Origin of the sequence: Mumia sp. Pv4-285 (assembly GCF_041320275.1) — a bacterium.
In the GTDB taxonomy this organism is placed as follows: Bacteria; Actinomycetota; Actinomycetes; order Propionibacteriales; family Nocardioidaceae; genus Mumia; species Mumia qirimensis.
Window position 1 is genome coordinate 3,272,929 of sequence record NZ_CP162023.1, and the last position, 19,104, is coordinate 3,292,032.

General features: G+C 68.3%; 18 protein-coding genes. 7 read left to right on the forward strand and 11 right to left on the reverse strand.

Annotated features, from left to right (window positions below; genetic code table 11):
* Nucleotides 1–12 precede the first annotated feature (12 nt).
* Both AB3M34_RS15765 and AB3M34_RS15770 read left to right on the forward strand, forming a co-directional pair.
* Nucleotides 13–1,143 carry an acyl-CoA dehydrogenase family protein gene (locus AB3M34_RS15765; RefSeq protein ID WP_370615310.1) on the forward strand — a complete coding sequence of 377 codons (1,131 nt, stop codon included), beginning with the start codon at nucleotides 13–15 and terminating at the stop codon, nucleotides 1,141–1,143.
* Complete coding sequence (locus tag AB3M34_RS15770; RefSeq protein ID WP_370615311.1) at nucleotides 1,143–2,135, forward strand: acyl-CoA dehydrogenase family protein; 993 nt, start codon at nucleotides 1,143–1,145, stop codon at nucleotides 2,133–2,135. The genes AB3M34_RS15765 and AB3M34_RS15770 overlap by 1 nt, the downstream gene beginning before the upstream one ends.
* Nucleotides 2,136–2,225: 90 nt before the next feature.
* Here the strand turns inward: AB3M34_RS15770 and AB3M34_RS15775 are convergent, their stop codons facing one another.
* Together AB3M34_RS15775 and AB3M34_RS15780 are read right to left on the reverse strand one after the other, a co-directional pair.
* Nucleotides 2,226–3,356, reverse strand: coding sequence for an acyl-CoA dehydrogenase family protein (locus tag AB3M34_RS15775; RefSeq protein ID WP_370615312.1), 1,131 nt, complete (start codon nucleotides 3,354–3,356; stop codon nucleotides 2,226–2,228).
* Nucleotides 3,343–4,377, reverse strand: a complete 1,035-nt coding sequence (locus AB3M34_RS15780) for an acyl-CoA dehydrogenase family protein (protein WP_370615314.1) — start codon at nucleotides 4,375–4,377, stop codon at nucleotides 3,343–3,345. Before AB3M34_RS15780 ends, AB3M34_RS15775 begins: the two co-directional genes overlap by 14 nt.
* Before the next feature lie 119 nt (nucleotides 4,378–4,496).
* Here AB3M34_RS15780 and AB3M34_RS15785 point away from each other — a divergent pair, with 119 nt between their 5' ends.
* From AB3M34_RS15785 to AB3M34_RS15805, 5 genes are read left to right on the forward strand one after another with little or no spacing between them, the layout of a single operon-like run.
* Complete coding sequence (locus AB3M34_RS15785; RefSeq protein WP_370615316.1) at nucleotides 4,497–6,077, forward strand: AMP-binding protein; 1,581 nt, start codon at nucleotides 4,497–4,499, stop codon at nucleotides 6,075–6,077.
* A gap of 60 nt (nucleotides 6,078–6,137) precedes the next feature.
* Complete coding sequence (locus tag AB3M34_RS15790; RefSeq protein WP_370615317.1) at nucleotides 6,138–6,902, forward strand: beta-ketoacyl-ACP reductase; 765 nt, start codon at nucleotides 6,138–6,140, stop codon at nucleotides 6,900–6,902.
* Nucleotides 6,899–8,077, forward strand: a complete 1,179-nt coding sequence (locus AB3M34_RS15795; RefSeq protein ID WP_370615319.1) for an acyl-CoA dehydrogenase family protein — start codon at nucleotides 6,899–6,901, stop codon at nucleotides 8,075–8,077. The genes AB3M34_RS15790 and AB3M34_RS15795 overlap by 4 nt, the downstream gene beginning before the upstream one ends.
* A 4-nt stretch (nucleotides 8,078–8,081) precedes the next feature.
* A complete protein-coding gene (locus AB3M34_RS15800) occupies nucleotides 8,082–8,672 on the forward strand; it encodes an FAS1-like dehydratase domain-containing protein (RefSeq protein WP_370615321.1) in 591 nt (196 codons plus the stop codon).
* Complete coding sequence (locus AB3M34_RS15805; protein ID WP_370615323.1) at nucleotides 8,665–9,099, forward strand: hypothetical protein; 435 nt, start codon at nucleotides 8,665–8,667, stop codon at nucleotides 9,097–9,099. Before AB3M34_RS15800 ends, AB3M34_RS15805 begins: the two co-directional genes overlap by 8 nt.
* Nucleotides 9,100–9,177: 78 nt before the next feature.
* Here AB3M34_RS15805 and AB3M34_RS15810 read toward each other — a convergent pair whose 3' ends face one another.
* From AB3M34_RS15810 to AB3M34_RS15850, 9 genes are all read right to left on the reverse strand, one after another.
* Nucleotides 9,178–10,392 carry an ABC transporter substrate-binding protein gene (locus tag AB3M34_RS15810; RefSeq protein ID WP_370615324.1) on the reverse strand — a complete coding sequence of 405 codons (1,215 nt, stop codon included), beginning with the start codon at nucleotides 10,390–10,392 and terminating at the stop codon, nucleotides 9,178–9,180.
* Nucleotides 10,393–10,405: 13 nt separating this feature from the next.
* Nucleotides 10,406–11,350, reverse strand: coding sequence for an enoyl-CoA hydratase (locus AB3M34_RS15815; RefSeq protein WP_370615326.1), 945 nt, complete (start codon nucleotides 11,348–11,350; stop codon nucleotides 10,406–10,408).
* On the reverse strand, nucleotides 11,347–12,381 hold the full coding sequence (locus AB3M34_RS15820) for a branched-chain amino acid ABC transporter permease (protein WP_370615328.1): 1,035 nt from the start codon (nucleotides 12,379–12,381) through the stop codon (nucleotides 11,347–11,349). The genes AB3M34_RS15815 and AB3M34_RS15820 overlap by 4 nt, the downstream gene beginning before the upstream one ends.
* Before the next feature lie 20 nt (nucleotides 12,382–12,401).
* The gene (locus AB3M34_RS15825) at nucleotides 12,402–13,298 is read right to left on the reverse strand and encodes a branched-chain amino acid ABC transporter permease (protein ID WP_370615330.1); all 897 of its coding nucleotides are present in this window, start codon (nucleotides 13,296–13,298) and stop codon (nucleotides 12,402–12,404) included.
* Entirely contained in the window at nucleotides 13,298–14,011 is a 714-nt protein-coding gene (locus AB3M34_RS15830) for an ABC transporter ATP-binding protein (RefSeq protein WP_370615332.1), read from the reverse strand. The genes AB3M34_RS15825 and AB3M34_RS15830 overlap by 1 nt, the downstream gene beginning before the upstream one ends.
* Nucleotides 14,008–14,775 (reverse strand): ABC transporter ATP-binding protein, encoded by a 768-nt coding sequence (locus AB3M34_RS15835; protein ID WP_370615334.1) that lies wholly within the window; start codon nucleotides 14,773–14,775, stop codon nucleotides 14,008–14,010. The genes AB3M34_RS15830 and AB3M34_RS15835 overlap by 4 nt, the downstream gene beginning before the upstream one ends.
* Before the next feature lie 205 nt (nucleotides 14,776–14,980).
* The gene (locus AB3M34_RS15840) at nucleotides 14,981–16,543 is read right to left on the reverse strand and encodes a class I adenylate-forming enzyme family protein (protein WP_370615336.1); all 1,563 of its coding nucleotides are present in this window, start codon (nucleotides 16,541–16,543) and stop codon (nucleotides 14,981–14,983) included.
* Between the two features lie 17 nt (nucleotides 16,544–16,560).
* A complete protein-coding gene (locus AB3M34_RS15845) occupies nucleotides 16,561–17,709 on the reverse strand; it encodes an acyl-CoA dehydrogenase family protein (RefSeq protein WP_370615338.1) in 1,149 nt (382 codons plus the stop codon).
* On the reverse strand, nucleotides 17,706–18,956 hold the full coding sequence (locus AB3M34_RS15850; protein ID WP_370615340.1) for an acyl-CoA dehydrogenase family protein: 1,251 nt from the start codon (nucleotides 18,954–18,956) through the stop codon (nucleotides 17,706–17,708). The genes AB3M34_RS15845 and AB3M34_RS15850 overlap by 4 nt, the downstream gene beginning before the upstream one ends.
* Nucleotides 18,957–19,104: the final 148 nt, after the last annotated feature.

A 19,104-nucleotide genomic window follows, 5' to 3' on the forward strand; every position in this document is an offset into this window, starting at 1 on the left:
CGGCGCCCGACCGTGGACCTGCTGACGTTCCGTACCGACCTCGACGCCTGGATCGAGACGAACCGTGCACAGCTGACACCGGTCGAGGCCGGGGAAGGCACGTTGGCCGGCCAGCTCGCGCACCTCGCGATCGTCAAGAAGCTCGCGTACGACGCCGACTTCGGTCGCTACGGCTGGCCGGAGCGGGTGGGCGGTCTGGGTGGCGCCCCGATCTATCGGGCGCTGCTCGGCGAGCGGCTGACCGCGGAGGGATTCGTGCAGCCCGGCGGCTGGTCCATGACGGAGGTGCTCGCGCCGACGATGATCGACTTCGCCTCGCCGGGCCTTGCAGCCGAGGTCGTCCCGCTCCTGCTCAGCGGGGCGGAGCACTGGTGCCAGGGATTCTCGGAGCCGGGCACCGGCAGCAATCTCGCTGCCCTGTCGTGCAAGGCAGTCCAGACCGACGACGGCTGGTTGGTCAACGGCCAGAAGGTGTGGACGAGTCACGCCCAGCTGTCCGATCGCTGCGTGCTCCTGACTCGTACGGGCACCCGTGAGTCGGCGCACCGCGGCATCACGGCGCTGTTCGTCGACATGGACACGCCCGGGATCACCGTACGGCCGATCGAGACGCAGCACGGCGTCGACGAGTTCTGCGAGGTCTTCTTCGAGGACGTCCTGGTCCCCGACGCCCGCCGCCTCGGTGAGGTCGGAGGCGGCTGGGCGGTCGCGATGGACCTGCTGCCGTACGAGCGGAGCACTGCCTTGTGGCACCGCGGCGCCTTCGTACACCGGCGTTTCGTAGACCTGCTGGGCGACGCCGAGCCTGACGCGCTCGACCCTCGCTCTGTGGGTGAGGTGGCGATGAAGCTGTTCGCCCTGCGCGCCGTCTCGCGCGGTACGCAGTACAGGATCAGCGCCGGTGATCGGCTCGGTGCCGAGACTTCCGTCGACAAGCTCCTCCTCGGACTGACCGAACAGGCCGTCTACGACCTGGTGGCTGACGGTCTCGCCGATCGGGTCGTCGCCGGCGAGGACCCGGCGAGTCGCCGCTGGCGCTCGGAGTTCCTCTACTCGCGCGCGGCGACGATCTACGGGGGTACGTCCGAGATCCAGCGCAACGTTCTTGCCCGGCGCGTGCTGGGCCTCGGAGAGGAGTCGTGATGGAGCAGAGCGAGCGCGAGCAGTTCGCCGAGACTGTCCGCAAGGTCTTCGACCGTACGGACACCCTGCCCGACGACGGGCTCGAGGCGATCGGCTGGCGCGATGCGCTGGCTGCCTGGGGTGGGCCGGCGATCAGCATCGTGCTGGGGGCTCAGGGCCGCGCATGCGCCACCTCGGGCGCGATCGATGACGTCGTCGCAGGCGCGCTGGGCCTCGACGCAGCGCCGGACGCTGTCCTCCTCCCTCGCCTCGGGAGCCAGCAGCCTCCGACGACGGCGTCAGACGAGGGTGTGACGGTCGCCGGCGTCGCGACCGCGCGCATCCTCGCTGCCACGCGCGTTGCCGTCGCCGTCGGGGACCCGACCGGCTGTCGCGTCGTGCGTGTCCCGACCGAGCTGCTCACGGTCGAGCCGATCCTGGGTGTCGACGCCGATGCGCGTCTGTTCAGCGTCACGGCCGAGGTCGCGACCGGGGATCTCGAGGACGGGCCCAGTGTGGACTGGGCACGTGCCCTGGCGTTCGGGCAGGTCAGCGTCGCATGCGAGCTCGTCGGAGTCGGACGCGGCATGCTCGAGCTCGCGATCGAGCACGCCACGTCCCGGGTGCAGTTCGGCCGTACGATCGGGTCCTTTCAGGCCGTTCGCCACCGGCTCGTCGACTCCTTCATCGCCCTCGAAGGTGCCTCGGCTGCGGCGGCGGCGTGCTGCGACGTCATGATCGGTGACGGCCCAGATGGCGGCAGCGCGGGCACCCTGCCGTCGGCGCACGCCGCGATGGCGAAGGCACTCGCTGGAGACGCCGCTCGTACGGCAGCGAAGCACGCTCAGCAGGTCCTCGCGGGGATCGGCTTCACGTCCGAGCACCGGTTCCACCACTACTTCCGCCGTACTCTGCTGCTCGACCGACTGCTCGGCTCGCGCACCGCCATCACCCAGGAGATCGGGCAGACCGCCCTCGACGCGCGGCGGGTGCCGATGGACCTCCCGCTCTAGCGGACTGCCGCGTCCCCGTTTTGTGCACTTGTGGCAGGAATCGCACCGAGGAAACCTGTCGGGATTGCACAAAACGGGGACGGGGCGGGGCTACGAGGGCGGCAGGCCGAGGATCCGGGTCGCGATCAGGTTGCGTTGGATCTGGGCAGTGCCGCCCATGACGCTCTGCGCACGGCTGTAGAGGTACATCTTCATCCACGTGTCTTCCTCGTGGTCGGGATGCACGCGGCTGGCCTTGAGCGCGGCGTGGGCGACCTGCTGCTCGACCTGGGTCATGAGGACCTTGTCGACCGACCCCTCGGGGCCGTGGGTGATCCCGTCGAGCCGGTCGGAGAGACGACGGCGGACGTGGAGCCGGAGCATCTCGGTGCCGACGAGTGCCCAGCCGAGGGTGTGGAGATCTTCCTCGGTGTACGCCGCTCGGTCTTCGCGCGCGAGCTGCGCAAGCTCCTTGACAGCCTTCGCGTAGCGCGACACGAAACCCAGCTCGCCGGGCTCGCGCTCGTGGCTGACGACGGTCATCGCCAGGCGCCACCCCTCCCCCGGCTCGCCGACCATGTCGACCGCGCGGGCGCGGGCTCCGTCGAAGGTCACTTCGCCGAACTCACGCGTGATCCCGTTGATCATCCGCAGCGGCCGCTGCTGGACGCCGGGCTGGTCCATGCGGACGGCAAAGGCGGAGATTCCCTTGTGCTTCGGGGCGTCCTGGTCCGTACGCGCCAGGACGAGACACCAGTCGGCCTGATCCGAGTAGCTCGTCCAGACCTTGTGCCCGTTGATCACGTAGTCGTCGCCGTCACGGTCGGCGCGCGTGCGCAGGACAGCGAGGTCAGAGCCGGCATCGGGTTCGCTAAAGCCTTGGCACCACCGCTCGCGCCCGCTCACGATCCCCGGAAGGAAGCGTTGGCGGACGTCATCGCCTGCGTGGCGCAAGATGCCCTGTACGAGGTAGCCGACGCTCGGCCGCGGCGGCGCCCCGGCGGCCGCGAGCTCCTCGTCGAGGATGACGTCGTAGACCGAGGGCAGGCCCCGTCCGCCGACCGACTCCGGCCACGAGATGCCGAAGTATCCGGCGTCGTACAACGCGCGGTGCCAGGGAGCCTGGCCGGCCCAGTACTCGTCAGACGTCGATGAGGCCGGCAGCCCAGGGTTGTTCTCAGCCAGCCACGCGCGCAGCCCCGATCGGAACTGCGCCTCTGCGGGCGAGTCACCGTAGTCCATCGTCACCACCCTTGAGTCCGTGCTGGGCGAGCACGAACGCCAGGCTTGCGCCGGCTCCACCCAGGATGTCGCTGGAGTGCAGGCCGCGGCGCAGGTACACGTGCGCCATGCACTCCCATGTGTTGCCGATCCCACCGTGCACCTGGATCGCGGTCTCGCACACCGTCAGGGCAGCGCGGCTACTGAATGCCTTGGCATGCCGCGCCGCGAGCAGCGCCTCGCGTGGAGTGAGCACGTCGGCGGCCCAGGCTGCGTGCAGCGCAAGACTGTACGACCCTTCAGCCGCGACGTGCGCTTCAGCGATCAGGTGCTGTACGGCCTGGAACGAACCGATCGTGGTGCCGTACTGCTCGCGCACCAGCGCGTAGTCACGCGCCAGCTCGACCGCTCCGCGCATGACGCCGACGAGATCGGCCGAGAGCATCGCGAGCGCCAGCGCGGTCCACGCCGTCACGTCGTCCTCACTCAGCTCGGCCGCGCCCTCGACGGGCACGGGGGCGGTCGCGACGCCGGCGAGGGGGCGGGTGAGGTCGGTGCGGATCACGCTCGGCCGTAGCTCGACCGTACGCAGCTCGTACCCGTTCCTGCTCGGCTCGAGGACGAGCGCGCTCGCACTGCCGCCGGCGTCGACGGCGACAGTCTCGGCGGCGTCGCTCGTGGGGACGCGAGCCAGATGAGCAAGGTCGGAGGTGAGTGCGAAGGTGGTGGCATCGACGTCCTCAAGGCCAGCGCGACGCGCGAGGTCGCCGGCGAGCAACGGTCCGAGATAGGAGGTGTCAGCCAGCGCGCGGGCGAGCTCTTCGGCCACGATCGCGGCTTCGACGCCCGACGCCAGGGGCGTGCCTGGCTCATCGTCGGGAAGTCGCAGCTGACGCCAGCCCGACGACGTCACCGCAGCATCGAGCTTGGCTGCGCGCTCCGTGTCATCGAGGTCGCTGACGTTGCCCGGGCACAGCGTCTGAGCAAGCTTGCGAGCAGTCTCTTTGAGGGCGACCTGCTCAGGCGAGAGCCGTACGTCCACATGCACCTCCGTCGATTTCCTACCGGCGTGTCGCTGATTCGGCGTCACACCTTCCGAAGGACCCTCATGTAAGTCTATATTGACGTCGAAGTCAAATATCTCGAGCGAGGAGATCCCGAATGTCTGAACCCGAAGGCGGATGGCCGAGCATCGCCGAGATGCTGCGCGCCTCAGCACACGCGCACGCCGATCGGGTCGCCGTGGTCGACGGTGACCGCACGATGTCCTACACCGACCTCTTCGAGGAGTCGCGGCGCTTCGCCGCGGCCCTTGTCGCCGACGGCGTCGAGCGTGGAGACCGGGTGTCGATCTGGGCGTTCAACTCCGCCGAGTGGATCATCGCCGTGCTCGGGATCCACCAGGCGGGCGCGACGCTGATCCCGATCAACACCCGCTTCAAGGGTCTCGAGGCATCCGAGCTCCTGCGTCGTGGCCGCGTCGGAGTCCTCATCGCCGTGACCGACTTCCTCGGCACCGACTACGTCGAGATGCTCGAGTCCACGGAGGAGGACCTCCCGGACCTGCGGACCATCGTCGCCGCACGCGGCCCGGCAACTGCGCCGTCGGTGTCATGGGCGGACTTTCTCGACAGGGCGACCGACGCCGACTTCGACGAGGTCGATCGCCGCCGCACGCTGATCGGACCGGACGACCCAGCGGACATGCTCTTCACGTCGGGGACGACCGGGACACCCAAGGGCGTCATCGCCACTCAGTCCCAGACGCTCGCGGTCGCCCAGGACTGGGCTGTGATGACCGGGTTGAGCGAGGACGACCGCTATCTCATGGTCAACCCGTACTTCCACATGTTCGGGCTCAAGGCCGGCATCCTCGCCAGCACCTCGGTCGGCGCGTGCATGCTGCCCGTCCCGGTGTTCGACGTGGCGGCATCGCTTCGGGCCGTCGAGCGTGAGCAGATCACGGTATTCCCCGGAGCACCGACGCTGTACGGGTCGATTCTCGAGCACCCAGAACGCTCGGCGTTCGACCTGTCGACCCTCCGGGTCGCGGTGACCGGCGCGGCCGACATCCCGGTCGAGCTCATCCGGCGGATCTATGCCGAGCTGCCGTTCGACTACGTGGTCTCCGGCTACGGACTCACGGAGGCAGGCACCGCCGCGAGCACCTCGCGCGACGACACCCCGGAGAAGATCGCCACCACTGTCGGCAAGGCCCGTCCCGGCTTCGAGATCCGTGTCGCCGACGAGTTCGACGCACCGGTGCCCGCTGGCAAGGTCGGCCAGATCCTCCTGCGCGGCCCCTCGGTGATGAGTGCCTACCTCGATGATCCCGAGACCACGGCGGCCGTACTCTCTGACGACGGTTGGCTGCGGACCGGCGACCTGGGTCGCTTCGACAAGGACGGATACCTGACGATCGTCGGTCGCACGAAGGAGATGTTCATCGTCGGCGGTTTCAACGCCTATCCCGCGGAGATCGAGTCGATACTCATGCGACACCCGTCCATCACCAACGTGGCCGTCGTGGGCATCCCGGACGAGCGGATGGGTGAGGTCGGGATGGCATTCGTCGTCGCCTCCGAACCCGTCGACGAGGCAGACGTGATCGCGTGGTCGCGAAACAACATGGCGAACTACAAGGTTCCCCGCCAGGTCCGCATCATCGATGAGCTGCCCCTCAACGCGACCGGCAAGGTCCAGAAGTCCGCCTTGCTCGAGCAGACTCCTCGCCCTTCTTGACCCGAGGGTCGCTCGCGCCTATTTTCGACTCCGACATCAAAATTAATGCGAGAGGACGTCATGACGAGATTCCAGGACCGGGTCGCCGTCGTCACCGGAGCAGCGCGCGGACTCGGCGCACGGATCGCGAAGGACCTCGCGGCCGAGGGAGCGCGCGTCGCCGTGCTCGACCTCGACGAGGAGCGTACGACTCCTGTCGTCGACGAGATCCGTGCAGCCGGCGGTGACGCCATCGGCCTCGGAGCCGACGTCGGCGACAGCGACCAGGTCGAGGGCGCGGTTGCTCGCGTCGTCGACGCCTTCGGTTCCGTGCACATCCTGGTGAACAACGCCGGAATCACCCGCGACAACCTCCTCTTCAAGATGACCGACGAGGACTGGGACACCGTCATGCAGGTGCACCTGCGGGGAACCTTCGCCATGACCCGAGCCGCGCAGCGCTCGATGGTCGAGCAGAAGTACGGGCGCATCATCAACCTCTCGTCCACGGCCGCGCTGGGCAACCGCGGCCAGGCGAACTACTCCGCCGCCAAGATGGGGTTGCAGGGCTTCACCAAGACGGTCGCCCTCGAGCTCGGGCCGATGGGCATCACGTCCAACTGCGTCGCCCCCGGCTACATCGACACCGAGATGACGCGAGCCGTCGCCGAGCGCGTGGGCGTGCCCCTCGAAGAACGCCTCGCCGAGTACGCCGCCCGCATGCCGCTGCGCCGGGTCGGCCAGCCCGAGGACATCGCCAACGCGGTGCTCTTCTTCGCCAGCGAGCCTTCCAGCTTCGTGACCGGCCAGGTCCTCTATGTCGACGGCGGGCGGTGGCTCGTGTGAGCGCCGTCGAGCCGGGAGACGACCTGCCGAGCGAGGCGGAGATCCGCTCCGCCGTCCGCGACCTGGCCGGCCGCTTCGACGACGGCTACTGGGCCAAGCTCGACGAGGCGAGCGAGTTCCCCTGGGAGTTCTACAACGCGTTCGCCGACGCCGGCTGGCTCGGCATCGCGATCCCGACCCAGTACGGCGGGGCGGGGATGGGAATCTCCTCCGCGGCCGCTCTGCTGTACGAGATCGCTGCCTCCGGCGCCGGCATGAACGGCTGCAGCCCCTTCCACCTCACGATCTTCGGGCTCAACCTGGTCGCGAAGCACGGTGGTGACGCACTGTGCCAGGAGCTTCTCCCCCGCGCCGCGGACGGGAGCCTGCACGTCTGCTTCGCGATCACCGAGCCTGATGCCGGGTCGGACACCAGCCGGATCCGCACCCAGGCACGCAAGGACGGGACCGACTACGTCATCAACGGACGCAAGGTCTGGATCACCAAGGCGGCGCAGTCCGAGAAGGCCGTCATGCTGGTGCGGACGAGCCCCGCTCCGGAGGGCGGCCGCCCGACCGACGGGCTCTCGATGTTCGTCGTCGACCTGGACAGCGACAAGGTTGAGATGCGCGCCATCCCGAAGATGGGACGCAACGCGGTCTCGTCGTACGAGCTGTTCATCGACGACCTGCGCGTACCCGGCTCTGCGCTGATCGGCGAAGAGGGCAAGGGTTTCCGCTATCTCCTCGACGGCATCAACCCTGAGCGCATCCTGCTCGCGAACGAGGCCCTCGGCATCGGTCGTGCCGCCCTTCGCAAGGCGGTCGCGTACTCCAAGGAACGCATCGTCTTCGATCGGCCGATCGGCCAGAACCAGGGCATCGCCTTCCCGCTCGCGGAGGCCACCATGCGCCTCGATGCGGCCGAGGCGATGGCGCGGATCGCGGCGGAGAAGTACGACCGGGGCGAGCCCTGCGGACGCGAGGCCAACACCGCGAAGTTCCTGTGCGCCGACGCCGGGTTCCAGGCCGCCGACGCCGCGCTTCAGACCCACGGCGGGTTCGGGTACGCCCGGGAGTACCACGTCGAGCGCTACTTCCGCGAGTCGCGGCTCATGCGGATCGCACCCGTCAGCCAGGAGATGGTCCTCAACTACATGAGCGAGCACGTCCTCGGCCTGCCGAAGTCGTACTGAGCCGATGGACGACGACTGGAAGCGCGCCTGGCAGCCGCTGATGGACAAGGTCGGTCAGCTGCTCGACGACGACGAGCTCCGCTTCGGACCTGAGACGGTGGAGCGTGGCGCGGTCCGGCGCTTCGTCGAACCGCTCGAGCTCGACTCGGCTCTGCACACCGACCCCGACACCGCGCGACAGCACGGCCATCCAGACATCGTCGCCCCGTACACCTCGGTGTGGACCTTCCTGCTTCCCCGGGCGTGGACGCCTGGCGGCGGGGAGCTCTATCCCGACGAGGCCGACCGGGACGCCCAGCCGAGCTGGAGCCCGATCGGCGACGACGTCGTTCCCGGCGCACCGCCGACCAGCAGCATGTTCGGGAGCGGCATCTCGCTCGAGTTCGACCGGCCACTCCACATCGGTGATCGCGTCGCAGCGGGACCACGCCGGCTCCTCGCGTGCACACCGAAGGAGACTCGGGTCGGTCGCGGAGCGTTCGTGCGGTTCGAGCGGGACGTGGTGGCGGAGTCCGGTGAACGCGTCTGCCGGATGACCGGCGAGATCTATCTCTACGACCCGCACCCGGAGCCGGAGGAGGCAGAGCGTGTGTGAGGCGGACCAACGGACGTACGACGAGGTGGCCGTCGGCGACGTCCTGCCCGGCGCCTCGTACCCGCTACCCGTCCACAGGCTGGTGCTCGCCGCCGGGGCGACGCGGGACTACACCGCGATCCACCACAACGACGAGTACGCCCGGGCGACCGGGGCGCCCTCGATGTACGCGAGCGCGATCCTCCTGCAAGGCATGTGGGAACGCGTCGTACGCGACTGGATCGGCTCGGCAGGGACCATCCGTGCCCTGCGTGACTTCCGGATGCGCCGGTTCACCCTGGTCGGTTCCGTTGCCCGGGTCGAGGGGAGGGTGATCGGCAAGCACCGTGACGGCGCCACCGGCATCGTCGAGATCGAGATGCGCACGCTCGTCGAGGACACCGTCACCGTCGGTCCCGGGACCGTCGTCGTGACCCTTCCCGGCTGAAGCGGCCCGCCAAGACACACGAGGGGTTGCAGTGGTCCGAGATCCGGACCACTGCACCCCTCGTCGCGTGCGGCCTGCCTACTTCAGCGGGTTGACCACCGGCGGCTCGAGCTGCTCCGCCGTGAACGCCTCGATCGGCTCGGCGACCCACTCGTCACCCTGCTTGACGAGCCGCACGGTGAACTGCGGCACGGTGACCTGGTTGTCCTCGGCGCGGATCGTCACGGTCCCTGCAGGTCCTTCGAACGAGTAGCCCTGGAGCGCCTCGGCCATGGCCTCGGTGTCCGTGCCGCCCTCCTTGATCGCCTGGACGACCATCGCACCGGCGTGCCAGCCGACGGCGTCGTCGTACTCGATGGCGTGGTCGTTGGCCTCGGAGTAGACCTGGAGCGCCTTGTCGGCCTCGTTGTCCGTGGCTCCCGCGAAGTACGAGAGGTAGAACGTGGAGCTCGCGACGCTGTCACCGAGCGCCTCGCCGACTGGTGCCCAGCCCTCCTTGAGCAGCAGGGGCTTGAAGAACTCGGCGTTCTCCAGCAGTCCCTGGCTGTCGAGCGAGCCGAGCAGCTGGTTGAAGCCCTTGCCGGCCCATGTCGTCGTGATGTAGTCCGGTGCGTCCTTCTCGACCTTCAGCATCGTGGGCGTGAAGTCCGTGGTGCTGACGGGCAGCAGGTACGAGGCGACGTTCACGCCCATCGGCTCCAGCTGTGCCTTCATCGCCGCGGCCATCGTCTGCCCGAAGGCATAGTCCTGGTCGATGGTGACGAGCGTCTTGCCGTCGACGTTGCCGCCCATGATCTCGGGGATGATCATCTGACCGGCGGGGGACGATCCGGCGGTGCCGAAGACCTTCTTGTCCATCCCGACGAACGCCGTCGTGCCGGCCGTGCCGCCGATGAACATGGCGTTGTTCTGGACCGCCTGCTCGGCGACACCGACAGCGACGGCGGAGTCGGTGGTGCCGGCGAGGATGGTCGCGCCCTGGCCGAGGAACTCCTTCGCCTTCGCCGACCCGACGGCCGCATCGCCCGTGTCGTCGCCCACCATGATCTCGATCTTGTGACCGTCGACGGCCATCGTCCCGTCGGTCAGGTGGTCGAGTGCGGCGTTGAAGCCGTTCTGGAAGTCCTTGGCCTGGGTCGCAAAGATGCCCGTCTCGGAGACGATGATCCCGACCTTGACGGTGTCGCCGCCAGCAGAGTCGTCGTCCGATCCTGAGCCGCCGCAGGCGGTCAGTGCCAGGCACGCTGCTGCGGCCGTGACCAGCAGGCGCCCCGTGCGCTTCTGAGTGAACATTTCTTGTGCCTTCCTAGGTGGTGGGGGTCGCCCGCACGTCGCCTGTGGCGTCGTTCGGGGAGGCCTTCGTACGGTCGATGGCTCGGTTCCAGGTGGCGGATTCGTCGGCCTCGGGAGGCCGTACGAGCAGCTCGCCGTTGGTCTCCACGGCCCACCGAGCGTGGTTGAGCTGGTGAAGGGTGAACGCGGACTGCAGGGAGTTGTAGAAGCCCTGGTTGTCCTGCGTCTGGTTGACCGACTCCTTGATCATGAGCGCGGCAGCGCTGTCGACCTTCGCGATCTTGCGGGCCAGCTCGAGAGTGCTTCCCTCGAGGGCTCCCTCGGCGAACACCTTGCTGACCATGCCGAGGCGATGGGCCTCTTCGACCGACAGCGAGTCGCCGGTGAGCAGCAGCTCCTTGGCTCGACGGGGACCGAACTCCCACGGGTGCCCGAAGTACTCGACACCGCACATCCCGAGCCGCGTGCCGACGACGTCGGCGAACACGGCCGTCTCGTCGGCGACGATGAGGTCGCACGCCCACATCAGCATCAGCCCAGCCGAGTAGACCGGTCCCTGCACCGACGCGATCGTGATCTTGCGAAGGTCACGCCAGCGGCGGGTGTTGTGGAAGAAGTAGTGCCACTCCTGCATCCACGTCCGCTCGACCGTCCCCTTGGTGCCGCCGCGAATCTCGAACGACGGGTGGAGGTCGGGTCCTGGCGTCATCTCCGCGAGCATGTCCTTGCTGCCCATGTCGTGCCCCGAGGAGAATGCGGTGCCGGCACCGCGGAGGATCACGACACGCACGGTGTCGTCCTGCTCCGCCCGGTCGAAAGCGTCGCCGAGCTCGACGAGCAGACCCCGGTGCTGCGCATTGCGTTGACGCGGCCGGTCGAGGGTGATCGTGGCGATCGTTCCCTCGTCCTCGGTCGAGTACTGGATGTATCGGTAGCCCATGGGACCTTCCTGGTTCATCGAGACACGCTCCGCGTACGGAGCTTGGTGAACATGCCGGCGATGCCGCCAGGCAAGAAGTAGATGAGAGCGATGAAGGCGACCCCCAGCAGCAGCTGCGGCTCGGACAGCGGGATCCGTACGACCTCGGGGAGGCCTTTCACGCCTTCGGAGGACGCGAGAACCGGCAGCCGCTGCTCGAGAAGCACGTAGATCGTCGCGCCCAGCGCTGCGCCCCAGATGCAACCTCGACCACCGATCACGACCATCACGATCAGGCTGAGCGAGAACATCAGGCCTGACATGTGAGGTACGGCGGAGCCGAGCACGATGACGTAGGCGATACCGCAGATGCCGGCGAGGAGGGCGCTGAGCGTCGTGCCGATCAGCTTGTAGAGATAGGTGTTGATGCCCATCACGTTGACCCGCAGGTCGTTCTCGCGGATCGCCTGCCACATCTTGCCCAGGCGCGTGGAGGTGGCCCACAGAGCGACGGCGATCACGACGACCAGTGTCGCGAGGGCGAGCCAGTAGATGTTCTTGGTGTTGAGCACGCCGATGAGCTGCTCGGGCATCTTCTCGTAGGGGATGGCGAGGCCTTCCTCGCCTCCGGTCCCCCAGTAGTTGCGGCCGATGCCGATCGCGACGACCTCGGCGAAGGCCAGCGTGACCATCGCGAACGACAGGGCTGCCACCCGCAGCGCCACGGAGTTGACGAGCAGCCCGCCGAGGGTGGCGGCGCCCAACCCGATCAGGACGGCCGGGCCGAACCCGAGATCGGTGTGGACGAGGACCATCACGAAGCCGTAGCCACCGAGGGTGAAGAACAGGGCGTGGCCGAACGAGATGAGGCCGGTGTAGCCGAACACGAGGTCGAAGGACACCGCGAGCGCTGCGGTGACGAGCACGAGCGCCAGGACCTGCAGGCTGCCGGGGCTGTTGATCTCGTACGGCAGGAATCCGCCGGTGGTGAAGCTCATGAAGGGGATGCAGGCGAGCACGACGAGGAGCGTGCCGACGACAGCCCAGGGGGTGATCCGCTTGAGACTCATACCGCGCGCTCGTCTCGCCCTCATACCGCACGCCCCTCTCGCCCGAAGAGACCTTGCGGTCGGATCAGAACCGTGAGTGCCATCAGAAGAACGGCGATCACGTCGCCGGCCCCGCCGCTGATGTAGTAGTTCGAGTACTGCTGGATCAAGCCGATGCCCAACGCGGCCACGAAAGCGCCCGGGACCGAGCCGAGCCCGCCGATGATGAGCACGATGAACGCGAAGATCAGGAACGCCTCGCCCGTACCAGGGGTGATGGCCCGCAGATAGATCCCGCTGAGTGCGCCTCCGACTCCGGCGAGCAGGCCGCCGAGCACGAACACCAAGGTGAATGAGTGGCGTACATCGATGCCGAGCGCCCGCACCATGTCGCGGTTGTCGACACCTGCACGGACGATCAGGCCGTGCCGGGTCCGCTTCAGGAACAGCATGACCGCAACGAAGATCAGCACAGCCACGCCCACGATCAGGATGCGGTCGTTCGTGATGTTCGCGCCGAGGATGTTCGTGGTCGACGTCAAGGACTTCGGCAGCGGGATGACCCGCTCCTGGTGTCCCCAGATCCCGCCGAGCAGCGCCGTGAGCACGAAGCCGAGCCCGAGGGTGACGAGCACCGCGTCGAAGTGGTCACGGGTGTAGAGCGGACGAAGGAGTGTCACCTCCGTGACGAAGGCGAGCAGACCGCCGACGACGGTCGCGACCAGGATCGCGAGCAACAGCCGCCACATCGTGGGCTCGTCGCCGGCTGCCTGCTTGAGCACGAGCCAGCTGGCGTAGGCACAGACCGTCAGGAACGCAGCGTGCGCGAGGCTCAAGACGTTCATCAGCCCGAAGACGAGGCTCAGACCCGACGCGAGCAGGAAGTACAGCGATCCGACGCTCAGGCCGGTGAACGCCAGGACGAGGAGGGTTTCCATCAGCGGCCTCCCTTGGTGCCGCCGACGCCGAGCGCCTCGCGGATCGTGGCGTCGTCCTCAAGCACCTCGGGCGAGTGCTGGGCGACCACACGTCCCTGCGCCATGATCACGACGTGGTCGGCGAGCCGGCGGGCCGCCGCGATGTTCTGCTCGACCATCAGCACAGTGGAGCGGCCCTTGACCCGCTCGAGCGCGCCGACGACCTCGGCGACGACCTTGGGCGCCAGACCCTTCGTGGGCTCGTCGATCAGCATGAGCGGGTTGTCGTTCAGGAGCCCTCGGGCCAGCGAGACCATCTGCTGCTGACCGCCCGAGAGCGTCCCCGCGAGCTGACGGCCACGGGTCTCGAGCTCCGGGAACAGCTCGTAGACCAGGTCGTAGTGGTGGTCGCTGCCCTTCCGCTCGGCGAGCGCGAGGTTCTCCGACACCGTGAGGTCGCCGAACACATCCCTGTCCTCGGGGACGTAGGCGATGCCCTGACGGGCGATTCGCGACGTCTCGAGCGTGTCGATGCGCTCACCGCGGTAGTGGATGGCGCCGCTCCGCTCGACGAGGCCGAGCACGGCGCGAAGCGTCGTCGTCTTGCCGACGCCGTTGCGGCCGATGATGACCGTGACGTCGCCGGTGGGGACGTCGAAGGACACTCCTTGGAGGATGTGCGAGACGCCGATGGAGGCGTGCACGTCCTCGAGCCGGAGCAAGGTGTCGATCACAGCAGCTCTCCCACGTACGCGGTCTGGACCCGCTCGTCGGACGTGACGGTGTCCGGCGCGTCGACGGCGAGGAGCTCGCCCTTGTGCATGACGGCGACGCGCTCGGCGAGGCCGAGAACGACTTCGAGGTGGTGCTCGACCATCAGGAACGTCGCGCCGGATTCGCGGTGCAGCTCTCGGATCAGCTCGGTGAGGCCCTCGACGTCCTCGCTGTTGACGCCGGCCATCGGCTCGTCGAGGAGCACGTACGGCGCCCGGGCGGCGACGACGATGGCGAGCTCGAGCTTGCGGCGGTCACCGTGCGACAGCGATCCGGCCGGGCGGCCCGCGGCGGCGCCGAGTCCGACGCGGTCGAGCGCCTCGCGTGCTTCGGCGGTCGTGGCGTCCTTCGGAGTCAGGAGCCGGAGCAGCCCAACACCCTTGACGTTGCGGGACTGCGCCATGAGGCGCACGTTCTCGAGCGCACTGAGCCCGAGCAGCAGGTATGAGGTCTGGAACGTCCGCGACAACCCGAGACGGGCGCGCCTGTGCGGGGCCAGACGAGTGATGTCGGTGTCGCCGAGGAGGATGCGACCGCTGGTGCTGCGGACGGTTCCGCTGAGCAGGTTCAGGAGGGTCGTCTTGCCTGCTCCGTTCGGGCCGATGATGCCCAAGAACTCGCCGGCCGGGACTGCGAGCGAGACGTCTTCGACGATCTTCGCTCCTCCCACACGGAAGGTCAGCCCCTCCGTTCGGAGGCCGGTCGGGGGACTCTGCGATGTCATTCGTTAGGCACCTAGCACTCGTGTCGGGACTACGACGTCCGCGGTGTGATGACCGTAATACGTACGCTATCCAAACGCAATAGACTTGCTCCATCCTGCCCACGGCTGACAAAGGTTCTGCGGAACGACGAAATGCGATCTGAACACATCCAGATCGCATTTCGTACGCAATAGCCCGCGCCGTCGGCGCCGCCGCGCTGCGCCCTCAGCCGATCTCCCCCGACTCGATCCGGCGCAGCAGCTCACGCTTGTCCGGCTTGGTCGTGGGAAGCAGCGGCACCTCGTCGACGACGATCCAGCGCTTGGGGATCTTGTACGGCGACAGCTCCGAACGGAGGTACGCCGTGACGACCTCGGCGTCGAAGGTCTCGGGATCGCGCGGCACCACGGCCGCGACGACCTCCTGTCCCAGGTCGGGGTCGCCCACACCGACGACGAAGCAGTGGTTGACCTCGGGGTGCTCGTCGACGGCCGCTTCGACCTCCTTCGGCGACACGTTGGCGCCCGAGGTCTTGATCAGTTCCGTGAACCGGCCTGCGAAGTAGACCGACGGGTCGTCCTCGCGGACGAACACCCGATCGCCGGTATGCAGCCAGCCGTCGGCGTCGAAGGCCTCCCAGGCCTCGCGCTTGTTGTAGCCGAGCATGATGCCGGGTCCACGGACGAGCAGCTCGCCCTCCTCACCGGCCGGCACCTCCTTGCCGTGCTCGTCGACCACCAAGACATCCGTGGTGAGAAAGCTGCCTCCGGTCTCGGTCATGCTCCGGTGCCGAGGAATGTTGTCCGTCGTCCCCATCAGCGCCAGGTCTGCCGGCCCCTCGAGCAGCGTCGGCGCGGACGAGAGGTCGCGCGTCGCGAAGTCCGGGTGCAGCCGCATTCGTTGAGTGAAGGTCGGCCAGCCCGCGATCGACGTTCCCCGCTCCCGCTCGATCAGCTCGAGCGCGCCGCCGGGTTCGAGCCGAGCCATCACCAGCAGGGTCACCGGCGCGTGGAGAGTGCCCGTCACGCCGAGGATCCCTCCGATCCAGAAGAACGGCATGGCGCAGAAGTACTTCGGCGCGAGACCGTCGGGCGCTGCCTGCTGCATGATCGGTGGGATGATCGCCGACTGCCGCATCAAGGTCGCGTGCGTGTGAACCACCCCCTTGGGATCGGCGGTGGTGCCAGAGGTGTGGATGATGATCGCGGCATCGGACGGGGCGACCTCGGCCTCAGCCGCCGCGAGGAGCTCCGCGTCGACGTCGTCGGCGGTCGGCTCGTCGCGCAGCGCGAACGGCACCGCCCACGGACGATCGACCTCGCCGTCGAGCCAGATGCGTCGCAGGTACGGCGCTCCGGTCAACCGCAGCTGCGGACCTGTCTGCGCGGCGAGTCCCGGCAACGCCTCCTCGAGAAAGGCTGGGACGTCGACCTTGAGCACCTTCGCCGGCGCGAGGAGCACGTCGACGTCACCCAACCTCAGCACCTTCCGCAGCTCCCCGGGGGCGTAGAGCGTGCTGAACGGAAGGACCACGGCGCCGATCCGCGACGCAGCGAGCCACGCCACGACCCAGTCGGTCCCGTTGGGATAGAACAGACCGACGCGCGTGCCCTTGCCGACTCCGCGCGCGAGCATCCGACGGGCCAGCCCCGCTGACGCCGCCTCGGCTTCGGCGTACGTCAACCGGTCCTCGAGCGTGACGATGTAGTCGGCATCGCCGAACTCCGCGGCGGCCCGACGAACGGCGTCACCGATCGTGGGTCTGAAGCCGATGTCAACGGGTTCCATGGGGCATTCCTCCCTGTTCACGCGGTCGCGCCGAGCATCAAGGCGGCGACCTTGTCGCGGTGGTACGCGGGCGTCCCGAGCCACTGACGGCTCACGGTTGCCCGCTTGAAGTAAAGATGAGCATCGTGCTCCCACGTGAAGCCGATGCCTCCGTGAACCTGGATGCTGGCCCCCGCCACGTCGAGTGCGACGTCCGAGCCGACCGCCTTGCAGAGATGGGCGAGCAGCGTGGCCTGCGCCGGGTCCCCGTCGTCGAGAGCCTGGGCGGCGTGTCGCACGGAGGCTCGCAGCCCCTCGACCTCGACGTAGCAGTCGGCGAGCAGGTGCTTGAGCGACTGGAACGATCCGATCGCGCGGCCGAACTGAACGCGCGTCTTCGCCTGCTCCACGGCCATCTCGAGGGCACGCGTGGCGACCCCGAGCTGCTCCGCGGCCAGGGCTACCGCAGCGCGCCGCATCGTCGCGTCGACGATGCGGCGGCCCTCACCCACGCCACCGACGAGATCGGCCACGACGTCGTCGACGTGGATGGTGACCGCGGGACGCGTGGGGTCGAGCGTGGCGCTGACCTCACGCCGCACCGCCTCGTCGTCGAGATCGACGGCGAGAAGCACCGAGCCGTCTGCGGAGTCGGCGAGCACGAGGGCGAGCGTGGCATTGTCGCCGTCGACCACCCACGGCTTCGAGCCGGTGACGCGCCAGCGCCCGCCGAGGCAGGTCGCCGTCGTCGTCACCGAACGAAGGTCCCAGTCGTGGGGGCGCTCCCCGGCTGCCATGGTGGCCACGCGTTCGCCACGCACCATCGCGGGCAACCAGCGCTTGCACGCCTCGGCGTCGCCAGACTCGAGCAGGGCGGTCGTGGCGAGGACGGTGCTGGCGAACATCGGGACCGGTGCCAGCGTGCGACCGAGCTCCTCGAGGAGAACCACCTGGTACGACGCTGGGGCGCCCTGGCCGCCGAACTCTTCGGGCACGCACAGACCGGCGACACCGAGCTCGGTGCACAGCTGCCGCCACAGTGCACTCCGCTCGACGCGGCCGGCGTCGTCGCACAACTGGCGGACGCGACGAGTCGGAGCATGCTGCGCGAGGAAGGAGCGCACGCTGCTCCGGAAATCGGCGTGGTCCTGGTCCTCGACGAGCTCGGCATCTGCAGGCCAGCTCATGCCCGACCCCCCGTCGGACGGGGCTCGCGGGGCAAGCCGAGCACCTGCTCGCCGATGGTGTTGCGCTGGATCTGACTCGAGCCGCCGTAGATGACTGCCGCTCGCGACCTCAGGTACGCCGACTGCCACGCCGCCGACGAGTTGGGGGTGCCAACCGGATCAGGACCGAGGACGGTTGCCGAAGGCTGGCCGGTCGTGATCGTCGCACCCATCCCCAGGAGGTCCATCGCCAGCTCCGTCAGCGTCAGGTCGAACGTGGTCTGGTAGAGCTTGAAAACCGATGACTCCGGGCCAGGCGAGGACCCTGCGGCGGCGCGTTTGCGGGCCTGAAACGACATCGCCTTCATCACCTCGATCTTGATCCGGGCATCGGCGAGCCGTTGGCGGATTCCAGGATCGTCCTCGAGCCCCTGCTCGCGGGTCAGAACGACGAGTCGGTCGAGCTCGCTGCCGTAGTGGACGTGAGCAGCCCCGAAGGCCGACCGCTCGAACCCGAGCAGACTCAGCGCCACCTGCGCTCCTTGCCCCGGCGCGCCGAGGATATTCGCGGCGGAAGTCCGGGCGCCCTCGAGGCGAACCTCCGCGAACTCCTCCTCGCCGGTCATCGAGCGGATCGGTGTGACGACGACGCCGGGCTGGTCCAGCGGGACCAGGAGGAACGACAGCGCGTCTCGGTTTCTCGCTGCAGGATCGGTGCGCGCGAGAAGGAAGATCCAGTTGGCCTTGTGGCCCTGGGTCTGCCAGATCTTGTGCCCGTCGACGACCCACTCGTCACCGTCGAGCACGGCCCTCGTCCTCAGGTTGAACAGGTCGCTGCCGGCCTCCGGCTCGGAGAAGCCTTGTGCCCAACGGTGCTCGCCAGACACGAGTGCCGGGAGGAAGTGCTGCTTCTGCTCAGGAGTTCCCCACAGGAGCACGATCGATCCCAGCAGTCCGAAGCCGATGGGGTCGGTCGGCAGGGCCCACAGCGGCGCGCCGGCGCGGGCGGACTCCTCGTCGAGGACGATCCGCTGCTGCTGCGTCAGGCCGGCACCGCCGTACTCGACGGGCCACTCCGGTGCGATGTAGCCCGTGCGTACGAGGGCATCACGCCAAGGACCGAGGAACGCTTCTCGTACGTCGCCTGCCAGCGCGCCCACGCCTCGAAAGCCGTCTGGCAGGTTGTCCGCCAGGAACTCGAGGACCTGCCCACGAAACTCGTCGAGCCTCGCCGGACCGGCCTCGCTGGACACCGCCTCAGTCGTCACCGCAGCCTCCTGATCATGTGACGGCCGCAACGACGCGACCTGCCCGCAGGTTATTCCGTACGCACTCCGTCCGCAATAGCCCACGGTCACGCTCTGCACCGCCGGCCGGCACACGCAAGAGCCGGGTGCGTCCGATGAGGGATCGGAC

Excerpts from the sequence above, each read along its gene's own strand:
- AB3M34_RS15825 (WP_370615330.1), bottom strand. The coding sequence starts at position 13,298 with ATGGAAACCCTCCTCGTCCTGGCGTTCACCGGCCTGAGCGTCGGATCG.
- AB3M34_RS15775 (WP_370615312.1), bottom strand. The coding sequence starts at position 3,356 with ATGGACTACGGTGACTCGCCCGCAGAGGCGCAGTTCCGATCGGGGCTG.
- AB3M34_RS15800 (WP_370615321.1), top strand. The coding sequence starts at position 8,082 with ATGGACGACGACTGGAAGCGCGCCTGGCAGCCGCTGATGGACAAGGTC.
- AB3M34_RS15840 (WP_370615336.1), bottom strand. The coding sequence starts at position 16,543 with ATGGAACCCGTTGACATCGGCTTCAGACCCACGATCGGTGACGCCGTT.
- AB3M34_RS15845 (WP_370615338.1), bottom strand. The coding sequence starts at position 17,709 with ATGAGCTGGCCTGCAGATGCCGAGCTCGTCGAGGACCAGGACCACGCC.
- AB3M34_RS15835 (WP_370615334.1), bottom strand. The coding sequence starts at position 14,775 with ATGACATCGCAGAGTCCCCCGACCGGCCTCCGAACGGAGGGGCTGACC.
- AB3M34_RS15810 (WP_370615324.1), bottom strand. The coding sequence starts at position 10,392 with ATGTTCACTCAGAAGCGCACGGGGCGCCTGCTGGTCACGGCCGCAGCA.
- AB3M34_RS15770 (WP_370615311.1), top strand. The coding sequence starts at position 1,143 with ATGGAGCAGAGCGAGCGCGAGCAGTTCGCCGAGACTGTCCGCAAGGTC.
- AB3M34_RS15820 (WP_370615328.1), bottom strand. The coding sequence starts at position 12,381 with ATGAGTCTCAAGCGGATCACCCCCTGGGCTGTCGTCGGCACGCTCCTC.
- AB3M34_RS15815 (WP_370615326.1), bottom strand. The coding sequence starts at position 11,350 with ATGAACCAGGAAGGTCCCATGGGCTACCGATACATCCAGTACTCGACC.
- AB3M34_RS15785 (WP_370615316.1), top strand. The coding sequence starts at position 4,497 with ATGTCTGAACCCGAAGGCGGATGGCCGAGCATCGCCGAGATGCTGCGC.
- AB3M34_RS15790 (WP_370615317.1), top strand. The coding sequence starts at position 6,138 with ATGACGAGATTCCAGGACCGGGTCGCCGTCGTCACCGGAGCAGCGCGC.